Origin of the sequence: Microvirga makkahensis (genome assembly GCF_009830105.1) — a bacterium.
Taxonomy (GTDB): domain Bacteria; phylum Pseudomonadota; class Alphaproteobacteria; order Rhizobiales; family Beijerinckiaceae; genus Microvirga; species Microvirga makkahensis.
The window spans coordinates 495688-511704 of record NZ_WURB01000001.1 but is presented as its reverse complement, the minus strand read 5'-3'; the positions used below and the strand labels follow the sequence as shown (position 1 = coordinate 511704).

General features: G+C 63.0%; 19 protein-coding genes. 10 read left to right on the top strand and 9 right to left on the bottom strand.

The features are described from left to right. Positions 1 to 169 precede the first annotated feature (169 nt). From GR328_RS02505 to infA, 3 genes are all read left to right on the top strand, one after another. The gene (locus GR328_RS02505) at positions 170 to 430 is read left to right on the top strand and encodes an SMC-Scp complex subunit ScpB (protein ID WP_160882926.1); all 261 of its coding nucleotides are present in this window, start codon (positions 170 to 172) and stop codon (positions 428 to 430) included. A gap of 207 nt (positions 431 to 637) precedes the next feature. Further along, on the top strand, positions 638 to 847 hold the full coding sequence (locus GR328_RS02500) for a cold-shock protein (RefSeq protein WP_047188264.1): 210 nt from the start codon (positions 638 to 640) through the stop codon (positions 845 to 847). Positions 848 to 939: 92 nt separating this feature from the next. After that, complete coding sequence (gene infA / locus GR328_RS02495) at positions 940 to 1221, top strand: translation initiation factor IF-1 (protein WP_009494617.1); 282 nt, start codon at positions 940 to 942, stop codon at positions 1219 to 1221. Positions 1222 to 1336: 115 nt separating this feature from the next. Here infA and GR328_RS02490 read toward each other — a convergent pair whose 3' ends face one another. Together GR328_RS02490 and GR328_RS02485 are read right to left on the bottom strand one after the other, a co-directional pair. Then, positions 1337 to 1885: a sigma-70 family RNA polymerase sigma factor gene (locus tag GR328_RS02490; protein WP_160882925.1), complete on the bottom strand. Its 549-nt coding sequence runs from the start codon at positions 1883 to 1885 to the stop codon at positions 1337 to 1339. Then, complete coding sequence (locus tag GR328_RS02485) at positions 1882 to 2085, bottom strand: NepR family anti-sigma factor (RefSeq protein ID WP_160882924.1); 204 nt, start codon at positions 2083 to 2085, stop codon at positions 1882 to 1884. The genes GR328_RS02490 and GR328_RS02485 overlap by 4 nt, the downstream gene beginning before the upstream one ends. A 303-nt stretch (positions 2086 to 2388) precedes the next feature. Here GR328_RS02485 and GR328_RS02480 point away from each other — a divergent pair, with 303 nt between their 5' ends. Together GR328_RS02480 and GR328_RS02475 are read left to right on the top strand one after the other, a co-directional pair. Further along, complete coding sequence (locus GR328_RS02480) at positions 2389 to 2547, top strand: DUF3309 family protein (RefSeq protein WP_160882923.1); 159 nt, start codon at positions 2389 to 2391, stop codon at positions 2545 to 2547. Positions 2548 to 3224: 677 nt separating this feature from the next. Then, the gene (locus tag GR328_RS02475; protein WP_246215628.1) at positions 3225 to 3608 is read left to right on the top strand and encodes a YbhB/YbcL family Raf kinase inhibitor-like protein; all 384 of its coding nucleotides are present in this window, start codon (positions 3225 to 3227) and stop codon (positions 3606 to 3608) included. A gap of 32 nt (positions 3609 to 3640) precedes the next feature. Here GR328_RS02475 and uvrB read toward each other — a convergent pair whose 3' ends face one another. Next, positions 3641 to 6346 (bottom strand): excinuclease ABC subunit UvrB, encoded by a 2706-nt coding sequence (gene uvrB, locus GR328_RS02470; RefSeq protein WP_160882922.1) that lies wholly within the window; start codon positions 6344 to 6346, stop codon positions 3641 to 3643. 126 nt (positions 6347 to 6472) lie between these two features. Between uvrB and GR328_RS02465 the strand changes: the two genes are divergently transcribed. Next, positions 6473 to 8656: an esterase-like activity of phytase family protein gene (locus GR328_RS02465; protein ID WP_160882921.1), complete on the top strand. Its 2184-nt coding sequence runs from the start codon at positions 6473 to 6475 to the stop codon at positions 8654 to 8656. Positions 8657 to 8718: 62 nt separating this feature from the next. Here the strand turns inward: GR328_RS02465 and GR328_RS02460 are convergent, their stop codons facing one another. The 3 genes from GR328_RS02460 to GR328_RS02450 form a co-directional block, all read right to left on the bottom strand. After that, on the bottom strand, positions 8719 to 9774 hold the full coding sequence (locus GR328_RS02460; RefSeq protein WP_160882920.1) for a DUF808 domain-containing protein: 1056 nt from the start codon (positions 9772 to 9774) through the stop codon (positions 8719 to 8721). Positions 9775 to 10076: 302 nt separating this feature from the next. Then, positions 10077 to 10298, bottom strand: a complete 222-nt coding sequence (locus GR328_RS02455) for a hypothetical protein (protein WP_160882919.1) — start codon at positions 10296 to 10298, stop codon at positions 10077 to 10079. Between the two features lie 221 nt (positions 10299 to 10519). After that, a complete protein-coding gene (locus tag GR328_RS02450) occupies positions 10520 to 10909 on the bottom strand; it encodes a DUF3775 domain-containing protein (RefSeq protein WP_160882918.1) in 390 nt (129 codons plus the stop codon). 183 nt (positions 10910 to 11092) lie between these two features. Here GR328_RS02450 and GR328_RS02445 point away from each other — a divergent pair, with 183 nt between their 5' ends. Together GR328_RS02445 and GR328_RS02440 are read left to right on the top strand one after the other, a co-directional pair. Continuing rightward, positions 11093 to 11434 (top strand): DMT family protein, encoded by a 342-nt coding sequence (locus GR328_RS02445; RefSeq protein ID WP_160882917.1) that lies wholly within the window; start codon positions 11093 to 11095, stop codon positions 11432 to 11434. Positions 11435 to 11453: 19 nt separating this feature from the next. Continuing rightward, a complete protein-coding gene (locus GR328_RS02440; RefSeq protein ID WP_160882916.1) occupies positions 11454 to 11774 on the top strand; it encodes a YnfA family protein in 321 nt (106 codons plus the stop codon). Between the two features lie 8 nt (positions 11775 to 11782). Here GR328_RS02440 and GR328_RS02435 read toward each other — a convergent pair whose 3' ends face one another. From GR328_RS02435 to GR328_RS02425, 3 genes are all read right to left on the bottom strand, one after another. After that, positions 11783 to 12922, bottom strand: coding sequence for a PQQ-dependent sugar dehydrogenase (locus GR328_RS02435; protein ID WP_160882915.1), 1140 nt, complete (start codon positions 12920 to 12922; stop codon positions 11783 to 11785). 80 nt (positions 12923 to 13002) lie between these two features. After that, positions 13003 to 13140 (bottom strand): hypothetical protein, encoded by a 138-nt coding sequence (locus tag GR328_RS02430; RefSeq protein WP_160882914.1) that lies wholly within the window; start codon positions 13138 to 13140, stop codon positions 13003 to 13005. A gap of 281 nt (positions 13141 to 13421) precedes the next feature. Next, on the bottom strand, positions 13422 to 14402 hold the full coding sequence (locus GR328_RS02425; protein WP_160882913.1) for a Bug family tripartite tricarboxylate transporter substrate binding protein: 981 nt from the start codon (positions 14400 to 14402) through the stop codon (positions 13422 to 13424). Between the two features lie 122 nt (positions 14403 to 14524). Between GR328_RS02425 and GR328_RS02420 the strand changes: the two genes are divergently transcribed. Further along, entirely contained in the window at positions 14525 to 15727 is a 1203-nt protein-coding gene (locus GR328_RS02420) for a pyridoxal phosphate-dependent aminotransferase (protein ID WP_160882912.1), read from the top strand. Beyond that, complete coding sequence (locus GR328_RS02415) at positions 15727 to 16011, top strand: hypothetical protein (RefSeq protein WP_160882911.1); 285 nt, start codon at positions 15727 to 15729, stop codon at positions 16009 to 16011. Before GR328_RS02420 ends, GR328_RS02415 begins: the two co-directional genes overlap by 1 nt. Positions 16012 to 16017 lie beyond the last annotated feature (6 nt).

The following is a 16017-nucleotide window of genomic DNA, read 5'->3' as shown; positions in this document are numbered from 1 at the left end:
GCGCTCCTTCCTGTGCTGGGAATGGGCCGGCCTCCGGGCGCGGCCTTGCTCCGACAACGTGAGGCCGCAAAAGCCGTTCCTCGCCCCACATTTTCAATGCCCCGCTTGAACGGGTCCGCGGGGAGCGCATTGACGGGTGACGCAGCGATCCTGAAGGCAGAGGTGCTCCATGGCGCAATTATTCGATTTGAGCGACGAGGCCCTGGCGGTCTTCGCCTTCGCGGCCTATCACCAATTGTCCAGCGGCCAGATGGTCAGGAGCGTGGTGCAGCGCGACGGGGCCGGCCACAAGGCCAGCGATGCGGCCGTGTCCGAGCTGACGGAGCGGGGGCTCATCGAGGCGGATGGCGACGAGATCCGCTTCACGGAGGATGGGGAACAGGCTCTGCAAGCCTTCATTTCCGGCCTTCGTGGTGGCCGATCCGCTTGACGAAGCTACCCAACAAGGCTTAGCCGTCCTGCCTTGCAATTGCCAAATCCTTCCCCTACTTATTCTTGCATCGACATTTGGCCGGACGACTGGGCTACTTCGCTTTGGCACTGCCGAGCGCACGTTCCTTCTCTCTACCAATATCGACTAACGGGCGGCTTGGCTTCGGCCCTCGCCCACGTGCAAGCGACAGTGAAAGGATTTCCCATGGAACAGGGAACCGTGAAGTGGTACAATGAAACCAAGGGTTATGGTTTCATCCAGCCCGACAACGGCGGCAAGGATGTGTTCGTCCATGCAACGGCGCTCGAGCGCGCCGGTATGCGTGGCCTGCGCGAGGGTCAGAAGATCTCCTACGAGCTTCAGACGGATCAGCGCACCGGCCGTACTTCTGCAGTGAACCTGCAGAACGCGTAAGGTTTGATACTGGAGAGCGTGCCCGGCACGCTCTCTTGCTTATCGGCCGTTCCGCCTGAGGAGCGGCCTTTTTGTTACGAGGAAGGCTTTGCATGGCAAAGGAAGAGCTGATCACCTTCGAAGGACTTGTGACTGAAATTCTGCCGGATGCGCGCTACCGCGTGCAGCTCGACAATGGCCACGAGGTCATCGCCTACACCGCCGGCAAGATGAAGAAGAACCGCATCAAGACCCTGGCGGGCGACCGCGTGACTGTCGAGATGTCGCCCTACGACCTCGAGAAGGGCCGGCTCATCTTCCGCCACAAGGACTCGGGTGCATCGTCGGGTCCGCGTCCCCCGCAGCGCGGTAACCAGCAGTTCCGGCGCCGGTAATCCGGTTGCGGCTCCCGATGCCGCGAACGCCAGTCCCGCGATATCCGATGAATGAAAGCCCGGAAGCGGTCTGCCGCTTCGCCGGGCTTACGGCGTTGAGCCGAGAGGCGTCTCGTCAGGCGACCGCGTGCATCACCGAGAGGGTCACGCGATCGGGGCCGATGTCCTCGTCCATATCGTCGAAATGCATCAATTCCGCGAGGCGGTTGCGTGCCCGGTTCACGCGGCTCTTGATGGTCCCGACCGCGCAGCCGCAGATCTCGGCGGCCTGCTCGTAGGAGAAGCCCGAGGCGCCCACCAGCAGCAGTGCCTCGCGCTGGTCGTGCGGCAGGCGCGCCAGCGCCTTCTGCAGGTCCTCGAAATCGAGATGCGGCAACTGGTCGGGCTGCACGGAAAGGGCAGCCGCATATTTGCCGTCCGCATCCTCCACCTCGCGCCGCCGCTTGCGGTATTCGGAATGGAAGAGATTGCGCAGGATGGTGAAGAGCCACGCCTGCATGTTGGTGCCGGGCTGGAAGCGCTCGATATTGGCGATTGCCCGCATCAATGTCTCCTGCACGAGATCGTCCGCGCGGTCCACGTTGTTCGTCAGAGAGATGGCGAAGGCGCGCAGATTGGGCGTCGCCTTGAGCATGGAGTCGCGAAGATCGATGTCGATGCTCATGATTGCTGCTTCTCCGGCTTCCGCTCGTCCAGGCGATTGATGATCTCGATAAAGCGATCCGGAACCGGCTGCTCGCCGAGCGCCAGCGCTTCGTAGAACTGCCGCAGGCGCTGGCCGAGCTGGGTCTGGACCGAGCGGCTGAGTGCCGGTGACGATGATTTTCTGAGGCCCGGAACAGGCTCTGGATCGTATTGAGACATGTGCTTTGGATTCTTTTTTTGCATCGGGTCGTCCTGATCCGTTTTGAGACGGCGACCTCCCGCAGGGGTCGCGCTCGCGGCGGCACCCAATCGCCGCTGAGGTAACGCCAAGCCGTGTCGATCGTTCCGTCACGGCAGAGATTCCTCCCGGGCCCCCGCGCCCGCCCCTGGGAACTAAATCCGAACGGCCAAGTTTTCCTTCCAACAGCTCAGTTTCGACCGAGGGCTGCGGGTTCCGTTCGTGGTTGATCCATGGAACGGGAGGCAGCATCGAGGCGGACACACCCCTTTTGGAGGTACATCATGGGCGTCAGCACCATCCTGCTCATCCTCGTCATTCTCCTGCTCATCGGCGCCGTGCCCGCATGGCCCTACAGCCGCGGCTGGGGCTATGGCCCGAGCGGCCTGCTCGGCGTCATCCTGCTCATCCTCATCGTCCTTCTGCTGATGGGACGGCTCTGAGCAGGCGCGCTTCAAGGGGGTGCGGAGAGGCGGCCTCCCGTGCCGCCTTTTTGCTGTCCGGCGAACGCCGGAGCAATCCAGGGAACGGACATCATTGTCTGACCCCTTGATCGATGGCCAAGCCCGTGCGCCGCCGCACATCCGCGGGATGGGAGGCACGCTAGGTTCGCCATCGTCGGCGGCTGTCGGGAGACCTTTCAAAACCGGCGGGCATGGACCTTTTCTATGCCTGCCTCTCACGAGGGCCCGCCTTCCTTCCCGGAGCGCGTGTGCCGGGAAAGCCCCCGTCATCTGGTATCCCCTTAGCAGGTGACGGGGGCGCGGCGCGTGACACTTGCCGCCCAAGAGCGGCTCGTCCGGCTGGTCTCGCATCGTTCTCGCCTTACCCTCGTCATTTCCGGCCAGTCCCGGGGATCTTGGTCTTGCGCGTCGGCGGGCCCGAGCAGGCCCCGCCGACGCGTCCTGGCGGTGACCGGTCCCGGAGTGAAGAGAATGGGGCTCTTCACGGGAGACACGGCAGACCCTAGGGAAGTGATGGCTCCGCGCAAATGGAAACGTCTCAGGCGCATGTCCGGTGAATGATATTCACCTTTCCCTTGTGCTCGTGTTGACCTGCCTCCTGAACGGCGATTGATTGAGTGCTCCGTTCCGGGCGGATCCGGAACGTGGGGGCTCTCATGATAAAAGTCATTCTCGTCGCCGCACTAGGCCTTGGTGTCCTGGGCACCCAGGCGCTGGCGCAGTCGAAATTCGGTGCGACCATGCGGTGGTGCGGCACCTCTCCGGAATTCAAGCTCGCGGGCGTGCCGAAGGGGACCGCGAGCTTCGACCTGAAAATGGTCGATCTGAACGTTCCGAACTATCCGCACGGCGGGGGCAAGGCGGCCTATCAGGCCGGGAAAAACATCATTCCCTGCAACACGATTTCGGCCGGGTGGGGTTACAATCCGCCGAGCCCGCCGTCAGGTGAGGTTCACACCTACCGATGGACCATCAGGGCACTCGACGCCAAGGGCGGCGTGTTGGGAGAAGCCGTTACGCAGCGCAAGTTCCCTGAGTAAGGCAGCTCTCGACTGAAAACGAAGGGGCGGCATCACCGCCCTTTTCGTCCCTTGTATTTCGGCTTCTGACCCGCGAAGCCCTGCGTGGAGCGTCCCGCCGGGCGCTCGCGGAAGTTCAGCGGGATCTCCCGGTCGGTGCCGGGTCCCATCTCGTCGAGGCCTGGCTTGCGGATGCGGGTGCCCTCGTCCGACCGACCCTTGCCGAGGGGACCGTAGGAGCCCGCATCCTCGTCGCCCCCGCTCGCGCCCTCCGCAGATGGAGGCACGCCCTTGGGCGGCAGGTTGGCGTTGCGGCCGTACTTGCGCGAGCCACCGTACTTGCCGGCCTCTTTCTCCACGTCGGTCTGGCGCGCCATGGGATCGTCGCTGATGGCCAGCTCGGTCGCCTGAAGGCGCTTGAGCTCGTCGCGTAGCCGAGCGGCCTCCTCGAATTCGAGATTCGCGGCGGCTTCGCGCATGCGCTTTTCCATATCTGCGATGACGGCCTTGAGGTTGTGGCCGACCGTTCTGTCGGCGAGGCCCGTATCGACGGAGACGTGATCGCGCTCGTAGACGCTTTCCAGAATGTCGGCGATGTTCTTCTTGACCGATTGCGGCGTGATGCCGTGCGCGACGTTGTAGGCGAGCTGCTTCTCGCGGCGGCGGTTCGTCTCCGCGATCGCGCGCTCCATCGACCCGGTGATCTGATCCGCGTAGAGGATGGCCTTGCCTTCCACGTTACGAGCCGCGCGGCCGATGGTCTGCACGAGCGAGGTCTCGGAGCGCAGGAAGCCTTCCTTGTCCGCATCGAGAATGGCGACGAGCGCACATTCGGGAATATCGAGACCTTCGCGCAGCAGGTTGATGCCGATGAGCACGTCGAAGGCGCCCAGGCGCAGGTCGCGGATGATCTCGATGCGCTCCAACGTGTCAATGTCGGAATGCATGTAACGCACGCGCACCCCGTTTTCGTGCAGATATTCCGTGAGGTCTTCCGCCATGCGCTTGGTGAGCGTGGTCACGAGCGTGCGATAGCCCTTCGCGGAAAGCTCCTTCACCTCGTGCAGAAGATCGTCGACCTGGCTGCGCGCAGGGCGGATCTCCACTACCGGATCGACGAGGCCCGTGGGGCGAATGACCTGCTCCACGAACACGCCGCCGGTCTGCTCCATCTCCCACTTGCCCGGGGTTGCCGACACATGGATCGATTGCGGGCGCATGGCGTCCCATTCCTCGAAGCGCAGGGGACGGTTGTCGAGGCAGGAGGGGAGGCGGAAGCCGTATTCGGCGAGCGTCGCCTTGCGGCGGAAGTCGCCGCGATACATGCCGCCGATCTGCGGCACGGTCACGTGGCTCTCGTCCGTGAACACGAGGGCGTTGTCTGGAAGGTATTCGAACAGCGTCGGCGGCGGCTCGCCGGGCTTGCGGCCCGTGAGATAGCGCGAATAGTTCTCGATGCCGTTGCACACGCCGGTGGCTTCGATCATCTCGAGGTCGAACTGTGTGCGTTGCTCCAGCCGCTGCGCTTCCAACAGGCGGCCCATTCGGGCGAGCTCCTGCAGGCGGTGCTGCAATTCGTCCTGGATGCCCTTGACGGCCTGCTGCAAGGTCGGGCGTGGCGTCACGTAGTGCGAGTTCGCGTAGACCTTTACGAAGGAGAGATCGTTGGTCTTCTTGCCCGTGAGAGGATCGAACTCGACGATGCTCTCGATCTCGTCTCCAAACAGGCCGATGCGCCAGGCGCGGTCCTCCAAGTGGGCCGGGAACAGTTCGATCACGTCGCCGCGCACGCGAAAGGTGCCGCGGGCGAAATCGCTCTGAATGCGCTTGTATTGCAGGGCTACGAGATCTGCGATGAGCTGGCGTTGCTCGATGCGCTCGCCCACCTTCACGGAGAAGGTCATGGCGGTATAGGTTTCGACCGAGCCGATACCGTAGATGCAGGATACGGACGCGACGATGATCACGTCGTCACGCTCGAGCAGCGCGCGCGTCGCGGAGTGGCGCATGCGATCGATCTGCTCGTTGATGGAGGATTCCTTCTCGATGAAGGTATCCGAACGCGGCACATAGGCTTCGGGCTGGTAATAGTCGTAATACGAGACGAAGTATTCCACCGCGTTGTCGGGGAAGAACGACTTGAACTCGCCGTAGAGCTGCGCCGCAAGAGTCTTGTTGGGCGCGAGGATGAGGGCGGGGCGCTGAGTCTCCTCGATCACCTTGGCCATGGTGAAGGTTTTCCCGGAGCCGGTGACGCCGAGCAGCACCTGATCGCGCTCGTTGCGGCGCACACCATCCACGAGTTCGCGGATCGCTTGCGGCTGGTCGCCGGAGGGCGTGAAATCGGATTTGATCCTGAACGGGATGCCGCCCTCCGACTTCTCGGGCCGCGGCGGACGGTGCGGCACCCAGGGCTTGCCGTTCTTGAAACGCGGATCGCCCTCCGTCAGCAGTTTGGTGAGCGCGTCGACCGTCGCCGACACGCCTGACCCGGGCGACACGTCGCCAAGCTCGCTCGCGGCATCCGGTCCGTCGTCGGGGCCTTTCAGGCCGAGCTTCTTCGCAAGCGCAGGGTCCACGTCCGCGACGTCGCCATGGACGAAGGTCTCCTGGGCGCGCTCGGCAAAACCTTCCGCGGCCTCCCGCTCCCGGTTGACGGCGGGATTGAGAAGATCGGCCAGATAGGGATCCAGCGGCTTCAGCTCAGGTTTCGACGCCTTCCCGGTGGAAAGCTTGGGCTTCTTGGGTGATTTGGCCATAGAACGAATATGGTACAAGAGGGCGGCGATGGGAAGGGCGCGGAGTTCTCTTCCTGACCGTCATCCCGCCGTCATGGGACTGACGCAGAACGGCCCTGCCAAGCTCAACCATATCGCGGGGATATCATGCACCGTTCTCTTGTCGTCGGCGCGCTTACCGCCATTCTGATGTCGGGCACCGCCCTCGGCGCTCCGGCCACCGAATATTTCGACCGTATCGCAAGCTTCCCGATCACCGCTAACCTGCCGGCCGATGCCGACAACAAGGCGGAGACCGTGGCCGAGATCATTTCCGCGAGCGAGGACGGCAGGCTCCTCGTCTATACGAATAGCCCAGGCAAGGCGCTGGGCTTCATCGACATCGCCGATCCCGCGCAGCCCAAGGCCGGTGGCATGCTGGTCCTCGGCGGCGAGCCGACTTCGGTGAAGGTGGTGGGCAAAGCAGCCTACGTGGCCGTCAACACATCCGAGAGCTTCACCAATCCAAGCGGGAAGCTCGTGCGGGTGGATCTGGCGAGCCGGAAGGTGTCCGCCGAATGCGCATTGCCCGGACAGCCCGACTCGATTGCGGCGAATGCCGGGATTCTCGCCATCGCCATCGAGAACGAGCGCAACGAAGAGGTCAATGACGGCGCGCTGCCGCAATTGCCCGCCGGTGCGCTGGTGATCGGTGCTCTCAACGGTGACGAACTCGACTGCGCTGCCCTCAGGACCGTCGATATGGCGAACCTTGCGAGTGTCGTCGGCGAGGATCCCGAACCCGAGTTCGTCGACGTGTCGAGTGAGGGCAAGATCGTCGCGACATTGCAGGAGAACAACCATATCGTCGTGGTGGACGGAAGGACCGGCCAGGTCGAGACCCATTTCTCCGCCGGCAAGGTCGACCTGAAGAACATCGACGTCAAGAAGGATGGAAAAATCGATCTGACCGGCGCGCTGGACGGCGTTCCTCGTGAGCCCGATGCCGTGCGCTGGCTCGACGCCAACCGCTTCGTCACCGCCAACGAAGGCGATTGGAAGGGAGGCTCGCGGGGCTTTACCATCTTCGATAAGGATGGATCCGTTGCGTATGAGTCCGGCGCGAGCCTGGAGCACGAGGTCGTCTCTCTGGGCCACTATCCCGAAAAACGCAACAAGAAGGGCATCGAGGTCGAGGGGATCGAGACAGCTCTCTTCGGGCAGGATCGTCTGATCTTCGCGGGTTCCGAGCGTGGATCCATCGTGGCTGTGTACCGCGACACGGGCGCGGCTCCCGAGCTTCTCCAGATCCTGCCGACAGGTATCGGGCCTGAAGGTTTGCTGGCTATTCCATCCCGCAACCTGTTCGTTGCCACCAGCGAGACCGATCTGCACGGAGAGGGAGGGGCCGCGCCTCATGTGATGATCTACCAGCGGGCCGAGCGCGCGGCGCCGGCTTATCCGACGATCCGCTCGGTCAGAAAGCCAGATGGTCTGCCGATCGCTTGGGGAGCCCTTTCCGGAGTTGCTGCAGACAAGACACAGGCAGGCAAGCTCTATGCGGTGACCGACAGCGCCTATCCGGCTGCGCCTCGCATTCTGGTCATCGACGCCACTCGGAAACCCGCGCTGATCACGGAAGAGGTGCTTGTGACGCGCAACGGCCAGGCTGCCGAGAAGCTCGACCTCGAAGGCATCGCCTTGGCGAGCGACGGGGGATTCTGGCTGGCATCCGAAGGGAATCCCGGGAAGGGTCTCAGAAACCTCCTTCTCAAGGTCGACGCGAAGGGGGATATCCGGGAGGAGATCGCCTTGCCCGCAGGGCTCGAGGAGGGGGCCAAGAATTTCGGATACGAGGGCGTCACCGTCACAGGCTCGGGCGACAGCGAGACCGTGTGGCTTGCCGTGCAGCGCGAATGGGCGGATGACGGCAACGGGACGGTGAAGCTCCTCGCCTACAAGCCCTCGGACAAGAGCTGGGGCGCCGTGCGCTATCCCCTCGGCAAGACCGAAACAGGCTGGGTCGGCCTGTCGGAGATCACGGCCGCAGGGGATCGCATGATCGTCATCGAGCGCGACAACCAGATTGCCGAGAAGGCCAAGATCAAGAAGCTCTATTCGGTTGCAGTCTCCGAGATGGAGCCGCGGGCTCTCGGTGGAGAGCTGCCGCTCGTGAAGAAGTCCGAGCTTCGCGATCTGCTGCGCGATCTCCAGGCTCCGAAGGGTTATGTGCTCGACAAGGTGGAGAGCTTCGCCGTCGATGCGGCGGGTGACGCCTATATCATCACCGACAGCGACGGCGTGGACGGTTCCTCCGGAGAGACGCAGTTTCTCAAACTCGGGAAGCTCTGATCATCCGCTGCCATGTGCATGACGAAGCAAAAGGGCTGCTCGCAGAGCAGCCCTTTTCTCTTTCAGGCCGTGTGCTTTCCGGCCTTGCGGCTCCCGCCTCTTAAGGTCTTCACAAGCGGCACGGCCACGTAGTGGAGGAATGGGATCAGCACGGCTCCCAGGAGGAGCCCAAAAAGGCCCGAGGCCGCAGCCGTGACGAGCCATTCCACGGCGCCGCCGAAGGCCGGCACCGCATGAGACGCTGCGGCCGCGACGTCGTGGATCACGTGGGCCAGCCAGGTGAAGCCATAGCCTTCGAGGCTGTGGATGATGATGCCACCGCCGACCCAAACCATGGCAGCGGTGCCCACGATCCCGAGGAGGCGCAGCAGAACCGGCATGGCATGCACGAGACCACGCCCGAAGCCCTGCGTCAGCGGCGCCAGGGCGCGATCGGCGCCGGTCGGCGCGTTCCGTGCCCCGCGGTTCAGGAGGCTTGAAATTGGACGATCGCTGGTGGCCAGCACCAAGCCCGCATCATCCGCCTTCACGATCAGGGCGACACCGCCATAGACCACGGCGGTGATGCCGATTCCGACCACGGCCAGGACCATCGCCTGCGTCCAGGATGAGGCATCCGAAACCGTTCCGAGCGTGATTGCCATGATCTCGGCGGAGAGAATGAAATCGGTCTTGATGGCGCCGCTGACCTTCTCGTCCTCGACACTCCGGGCACTCTGAACCGCTTCACCCAGCACCGCCTCATGCTGATGGGCGCCATGGGGGAAGAGAGCCTCGAAAACCTTTTCCGAACCCTCGTAGCAGAGATAAGCGCCTCCGATCATGAGCAGCGGGGTGATCGCCCAGGGCGCCGCAAAGCTGAGAAGCAGCGCCGCCGGCAGAAGATAGATGAGCTTGTTCTTGAGGGAGCCTAACGCGATCCTGCCGACGATCGGCAACTCGCGGGAAGCCGAGAAGCCGACCACGTAGCGTGGCGTGACGGCTGCATCGTCGATCACGACACCCGCCGCCTTCGCACCGGCCTTGGCTGCCTGCGCGCTCACGTCATCGAGGGATGCGGCCGCGACCTTGGCCAAGCCTACGATATCGTCCAGCAGCGCGATGAGGCCAATGCTCATGGGGGGTCCTGTCGAATGGCGGTTGAATGGGGGCCGAACATGTCAGGAGAAGCTAAAAGCCCTCTCCAGGTATCGACAACGCCCGAGCTGACCTTTCGGTGCATAAGGGATCATGTTGGGAGTTTATACCGCTTCCGGCGAGAGCGATATCGGCACGCAGCCGTCGAGCGGGCAGCGCCTGAACCCGCTGATGGACAGTTTGTCGCCTTGAAGCAGATCCGGGCGAAAGCGTCGGCCGTGCAGCATGACAGCGAAGAGTGAATGGTGGCGGGCAGGAAAAGTGCCGGAGGCCTTCCGGTTCCTCACGCAGAGAAAACCGTCGGCCCTTTCATATAGGCTTCGAGACGATCAAGGGTGAGCTTGGCCTCGACGCTCTCTTCCTGTCGGAGCGCTGGAACAGGAGGGCTGTCGGGCTCGGGAGCTGCCGCCGCGCGCGACCGGCCGTCGAGAGGATCATGGAGGTCCTGCAGAGATCTGCTCTCCACATCCGATTTCGAACTGTCTTCCGGATTGCGCGGAGTCATGGCGTCCTCCCTCAGCGATCAATCGTTCGGCAAAAGGGACTCTTCGCTCAATCCATGTCGCAAATAGGGCACCGTCGCAGTCCGCTGAGCGCTGCGCCTCCTTGCTAAGCCGCATTTCGCGGGTTTGTGACCGCAGCATCGCAACACGGCGGAAGCCTCGGGGCTCGGCAGACAGATATTCGTCCGATCAGAAGCGGGGGCGCTTTTCCATGAGCCGCAGCCTATGTGCAACTGCGGCCCATGGCGTTGAGGCCTTCGTCCAGAAGATCGGCGAGATTCGGAATGCCGATCAGCCAGTCGGCCGTCGAAAGGCTGCTTGCTTCCTCTCGCTCACGGGCGAGGCGCACGGCGTCGCCCCATTCTTCCGGCTCCATGTCCCCCCGGCCGATATAGACCAGAGCGATCAGATCCATGCGCTCATCGTCGTTGAGGCCGGCGATCACGTCGCGAAGCTCGGCTTCCGTGGCATCGTCCGGAGAGGCGGTGAGGGCATCGACCGCACCATCGTCGATAGGGTTGGAACCCGAAGCCGGATCTGTGGGGCCCTCCTTCACGTCAATGGCCCTGGCCCGGAGAATGAGTTCGCAGACCTTGTCGAGCGCGATATCCATCGAAGTCCTCTTGAAACGATCTTTGCTGCCATCGATGACAGGAAAACCCCTGAAACGGCATTCGGTTCGGTTCCGGCCAAGTTCCCCGAGCTCCATCACCCCGCGCCCTGTTCAGGGTTCTTGACACCGTCGCGGGGAGGAATAGGGCAGAGGGCCAGTTCCCATCGATCCCCTTGTGTCCTCATGAACCCTCAGACCGCGCCGGTTCTTCTTCTGATTGCCTCGAACATCTTCATGACCTTCGCCTGGTACGGCCACTTGAAGTTCAAGACCTCGCCTCTCTGGATCGCGGTGCTTGCCTCGTGGAGTATCGCCTTCGTGGAATACTGGTTCGCGGTTCCGGCCAACCGCATCGGTTCGGCCGTCTATTCGGCGGCCGAACTGAAGACCATGCAGGAGGTCATCACGCTGATCGTCTTCGCGGGCTTCTCGGTGCTCTACCTCAAGGAGCCTCTAGGCTGGAACCACCTCATCGGCTTCGTTCTGATCGCTTCGGGGGCGGCCTTCATCTTTCAGGGACGGTAAAGAGACAGGGCCTCGCGAGATGACGTTGCTCGTTTATGCGGCCGCAGCGCTGGCCGAGATCGCGGGATGCTTTTCCTTCTGGGTGTGGCTGCGTCTGGCCGGATCGCCCCTGTGGGTCGTGCCAGGGATGGGGGCTCTGGCCGTTTTCGCGTATCTGCTGACGCTTGCCCCGAGTGATGCCGCCGGGCGGGCTTATGCCGCCTATGGCGGGATCTACATCGTCGCGTCGATCCTGTGGCTCTGGATCATGGAAGGTACCAGGCCCGACAGGTGGGATATGGCGGGTGGAGCGATCTGCTTGGCGGGCGCGGCCCTTATTCCCTTCGGGCCGCGAGCCTAGCGTATCGATCACTCCGCAGGCCTCATCCGCAGAATGCGTCCCTGCCGCGAATCCGTCAGGAGATAGATCAGACCATCCGGGCCTTGGCGCACGTCCCGGATGCGTTCTCCGAGGTTCTGCAGCATGCGCTCTTCCCCGGTCACCCTGCTGCCGTTGGTCTCGAGGCGCGAGACGAGCCTGCCGGCTAGGGCTCCGATCAGAATGCTGCCGCGCCAGGCCGGGAATTTGTCGCCCGTGTAGAAGGCCATGCCGGAGGGCGCTATGGAGGGGTCCCAGTAATAGACCGGCTGTTCCATACCGGGTTTACGGGTGCCTTCCCCGATCTTCTGGCCGGAGTAATGCACCCCGTACGAGATGACGGGCCATCCGTAATTCCTGCCCTTCTGCGGAATGTTGACCTCGTCGCCCCCACGCGCGCCGTGATCGACGATCCAGAGCTCGCCCGTCGTCGGGTGAAGGGCGGCCGATTGAATGTTCCGGTGGCCGTAGGACCAGATCTCGGGGCGGGCGTCCTCCCGGTTGACGAAGGGGTTGCCCGGGGCCGCGCCGCCGGTGGGCTTGATGCGGACGATCGTGCCGAGATGGTTGCCCGGGTTCTGGGCCTGCTCACGCAGGTCGTTCCGTTCGCCCAGGGTCACGAAGAGATTGCCGTCCCGGCCGAAGACCAGGCGCGAGCCGAAATGATAGGTGCCCGCATAGGAGGGCTCCTGACGGAAGATGATCTGAGTGTCCTCGAGCCGCGTTCCGTCCTGGCTGAGACGTCCGCGTGCGACGCTCGTGCCGTTGCGGCCTCCGCCCCTGTCCTCCGCGAAGCTCAGGTAGATCAGCCGATTCTGGGCGAAGTTCGGGTCGAGCGCCACGTCCAGGAGGCCGCCCTGGCCTCTCGCCGAAATAGGAGGCAACCCCTTGATCGGCTCGGAGAGATTGCCTTGCGCATCCACCAAGCGCAGCCGCCCGGGCCTCTCGGTAACGAGCATTCGGCTGTCGGGCAGGAAGGCGAGGCTCCAGGGATGCTGAAGGTTGCGGGCAAGGGTTTCGACGATCACCTCGCCCTTGTCGGTCCGGAGGCGCTGGGTGTCCTGGGCCAGGGCGGTCGGGCTTGCGGCGAGAAGCACGGCACAGGCGAGGGCGAGGCGAAGTTTGGTCATTGCAGGCTCTCCGTCGGTCCAGAGCCGAAGAGCTAACCTCCCGGCACGAGGCGTCAACCTCGGCGCCGTTCACTCGCGCGTTATCGAAGGGGATACAGGTGGACAGCGCTCGTATCGTGAGCCGACAGGGTCTGAGTGGTGGCCAGAACGGCAAGGGTGGCAAGTCCCATCAGCATGATCAGCGCCAGCGAGCAGCGGGTTTGCTGACGAAGGTTCATCCGATGAGCCCGGGAGGCAACACGGTTTCTAGGCTCGAATGTCTTCATTGGTTCTTCCCCCATGAAGTGCCAAAGTGGCTTTGGAGAAAAAAACCCATCTATTACAAGAAAGTTCCGGCGTGTTCTGAAGTCTTTCTTTCGGGTATCTTGCCAAGAGCAGGCGTTAACGTCTTATTAACTAAGATTAACGCGCCGGATGGCGTGCTGACAAAGAATTCACCGAAAAGAGGATGGCCGGGACGAACCCGGCCATCCAACAAAAACAGGCATTCTAAGCGTTCTTATTCCACGCTGATATTTGCCGCCTTGATGATCTCCGCCCAGGTCTGGATCTCCTTGGCCAGATAAGGTCTGAAGGCTTCGGGATCGCGCACGTTCAAAGTGAAGCCGAGCTTCGTGATCCGCTCTTTCACGTCGGGTTTGTTGAGGATCGTGATGATCGTGCTCGAGAGCTTATCGAGAATGGGCTTGGGCGTGTTCACGGGAGCGAAGAAGGCTGCCCAGGATTCGGCGTCCGCATCGGTGACGCCCTGCTCCCGCAGGGTGGGCACGTCCGGAGCCAGGGGGTTGCGCTGCGGGCTCGCAATGCCGATGGCGCGCATCTGACCGGCCTGGAACTGCGCGAGCACGCTCGGCAGGGTCGAGTTCGACACGTCGATGCGCCCGGCCATGAGCTCCGTCACGAGGGGCGCCGCGCCGCGGAAGGGCACATGGGTCATCTTGATGCCTGTGCGGGTCATGAAGAGTTCGGTCGCCAGATGCGAGCCGGAGCCGGCGCCCGTCGAGCCGTAATTGAGCTTGCCCGGATCCTTCTTGGCGAGTTCGATGAGATCCGGAATCGATTTTACCGGCAGGTCGTTCTTCACCACGAAGACGTGCTCGAAGGCACCTGCGCCCGCGAGGGGAGCGAAGTCCTTCACGGCGTCATAGCCGGGGTCTTTCAGCAGGAACATATTGTTCCCGTGGGTCTGATTGTTCCCGAACACGATGGTGTAGCCGTCGGGCTCCGCCCGGGCGACGGCGCGGGTGCCAATGGCGCCGGAGGCGCCCGCCAGGTTCTCGACAATCACGTTCTGCCCGAGATCCTTGCCCATTTCCTCCGCCACGATGCGGGCGATCACGTCCGTCGGACCACCCGCCGGATAGGGCACGACCATTTTGATCACATGGCTGGGATAGGGCTGCGCGACGGCAGCCTGAGAGAGCAGGGTGGCTCCTGCGAACAGGCTAAGGGCCATGCGGCGGGTGAGGGGAAAGGTCATGAAAAGGCGCCTCCTGAGAATCCCGTTTTAAGGGGGGCTGTTTTGCTTGCTTGGACAGCTTGGGCGGATTAGGGTCCGGCCCCGTCACGTTCCCTTCCTAACGCCCCGACCGGAGGATTCCCATGGGCTTTTTGTCTGACGCCCTCTCGCGCATCAAGCCGTCTGCCACGATCGTGATCACGCAGAAAGCGCGGGATCTCAAAGCCCAGGGCCGGGATGTGATCAGCCTTTCCGTCGGCGAGCCGGATTTCGACACGCCCGACAACATCAAGGAAGCGGCCATCGCCGCCATCCGTCGCGGCGAGACGAAATACACGCCCGTCTCCGGCATCGTGCCTCTGCGCGAGGCTATCGCCCGCAAGTTCAAGCGGGAGAACGGCTTGGACTACAAGCCCTCGCAGACCATCGTCTCAACCGGTGGCAAGCACGTCATCTACAACGCGCTCCTCGCCACTCTGAACCCAGGCGACGAGGTCATCATTCCGGCCCCGTACTGGGTGTCCTATCCCGAGATGGTGGTGCTCTGCGGCGGCAAGCCCGTCTTCGTGGACTGCACGATGGAGCACAACTTCAAGCTCCAGCCGGAGCCGCTGGAGCGCGCCATCACGCCTAAAACCAAGTGGATTATCCTCAACTCGCCGTCGAACCCGACCGGCGCCGCCTATTCCCGCGAGGAGATGAAGGCGATCACGGACGTGCTGATGCGTCATCCGCATGTGTGGGTTCTCACCGACGACATGTACGAGCACCTGACCTACGGCGATTTCGAGTTCGTGACGCCAGCCCAGGTCGAGCCGGGGCTCTACGACCGCACGCTCACAATGAACGGCGTTTCCAAGGCCTATGCCATGACCGGCTGGCGCATCGGCTATGCCGCAGGCCCCGAGCATCTCATCAAAGCCATGGACTTCGTCCAGGGCCAGCAGACCTCCGGCACGAGCGCGATCTCCCAATGGGCCGCCGTCGAGGCGCTCGACGGCCCTCAGGATCATCTGAAGGTCTTCAGACGAGCCTTCGAGGAGCGGCGTGATCTCGTGGTTTCCATGCTGAACCAGACGAAGTACCTGAAATGCCCGATGCCGGAAGGGGCGTTCTACGTCTATCCCTCCTGCGCAGAGGCCATCGGCAAAACCACGCCGTCGGGCAAGGTGATCGAGACGGACGAGGATTTCGTCTCCGAACTGCTGGAAGCCGAGGGTGTGGCCGCTGTGCACGGCTCGTCCTTCGGTCTCGGCCCCAACTTCCGCATCTCCTACGCCACGTCCAATGCGGCACTGGAGGATGCCTGCAACCGCATCCAGCGGTTCTGCGGATCGCTCCGCTGATGAGCCTGCCTCGGACATTCCATCCGGATCCCGAGGCGGAGCCCTATCGGATCGACCAGCAATCCGCCTTTCGGGTGAAGTCGGACTTCAGGGTCGACTTCACCAATGGCGGCTATGTCGAGGCCAGGGACTTTCTCCTCGACATCGAAGGCGACACCGTCACTCCGGAGCGTCTGGCCGAGATGATCGTCTCGGCCATGAACCTTCTCCGGGCTGGACCGGTCACGATCTTCTCGATGGCGGTCGTGCGCCGCGGCGAACATCAGGATTCCACGCCCGCGTGAAATGAT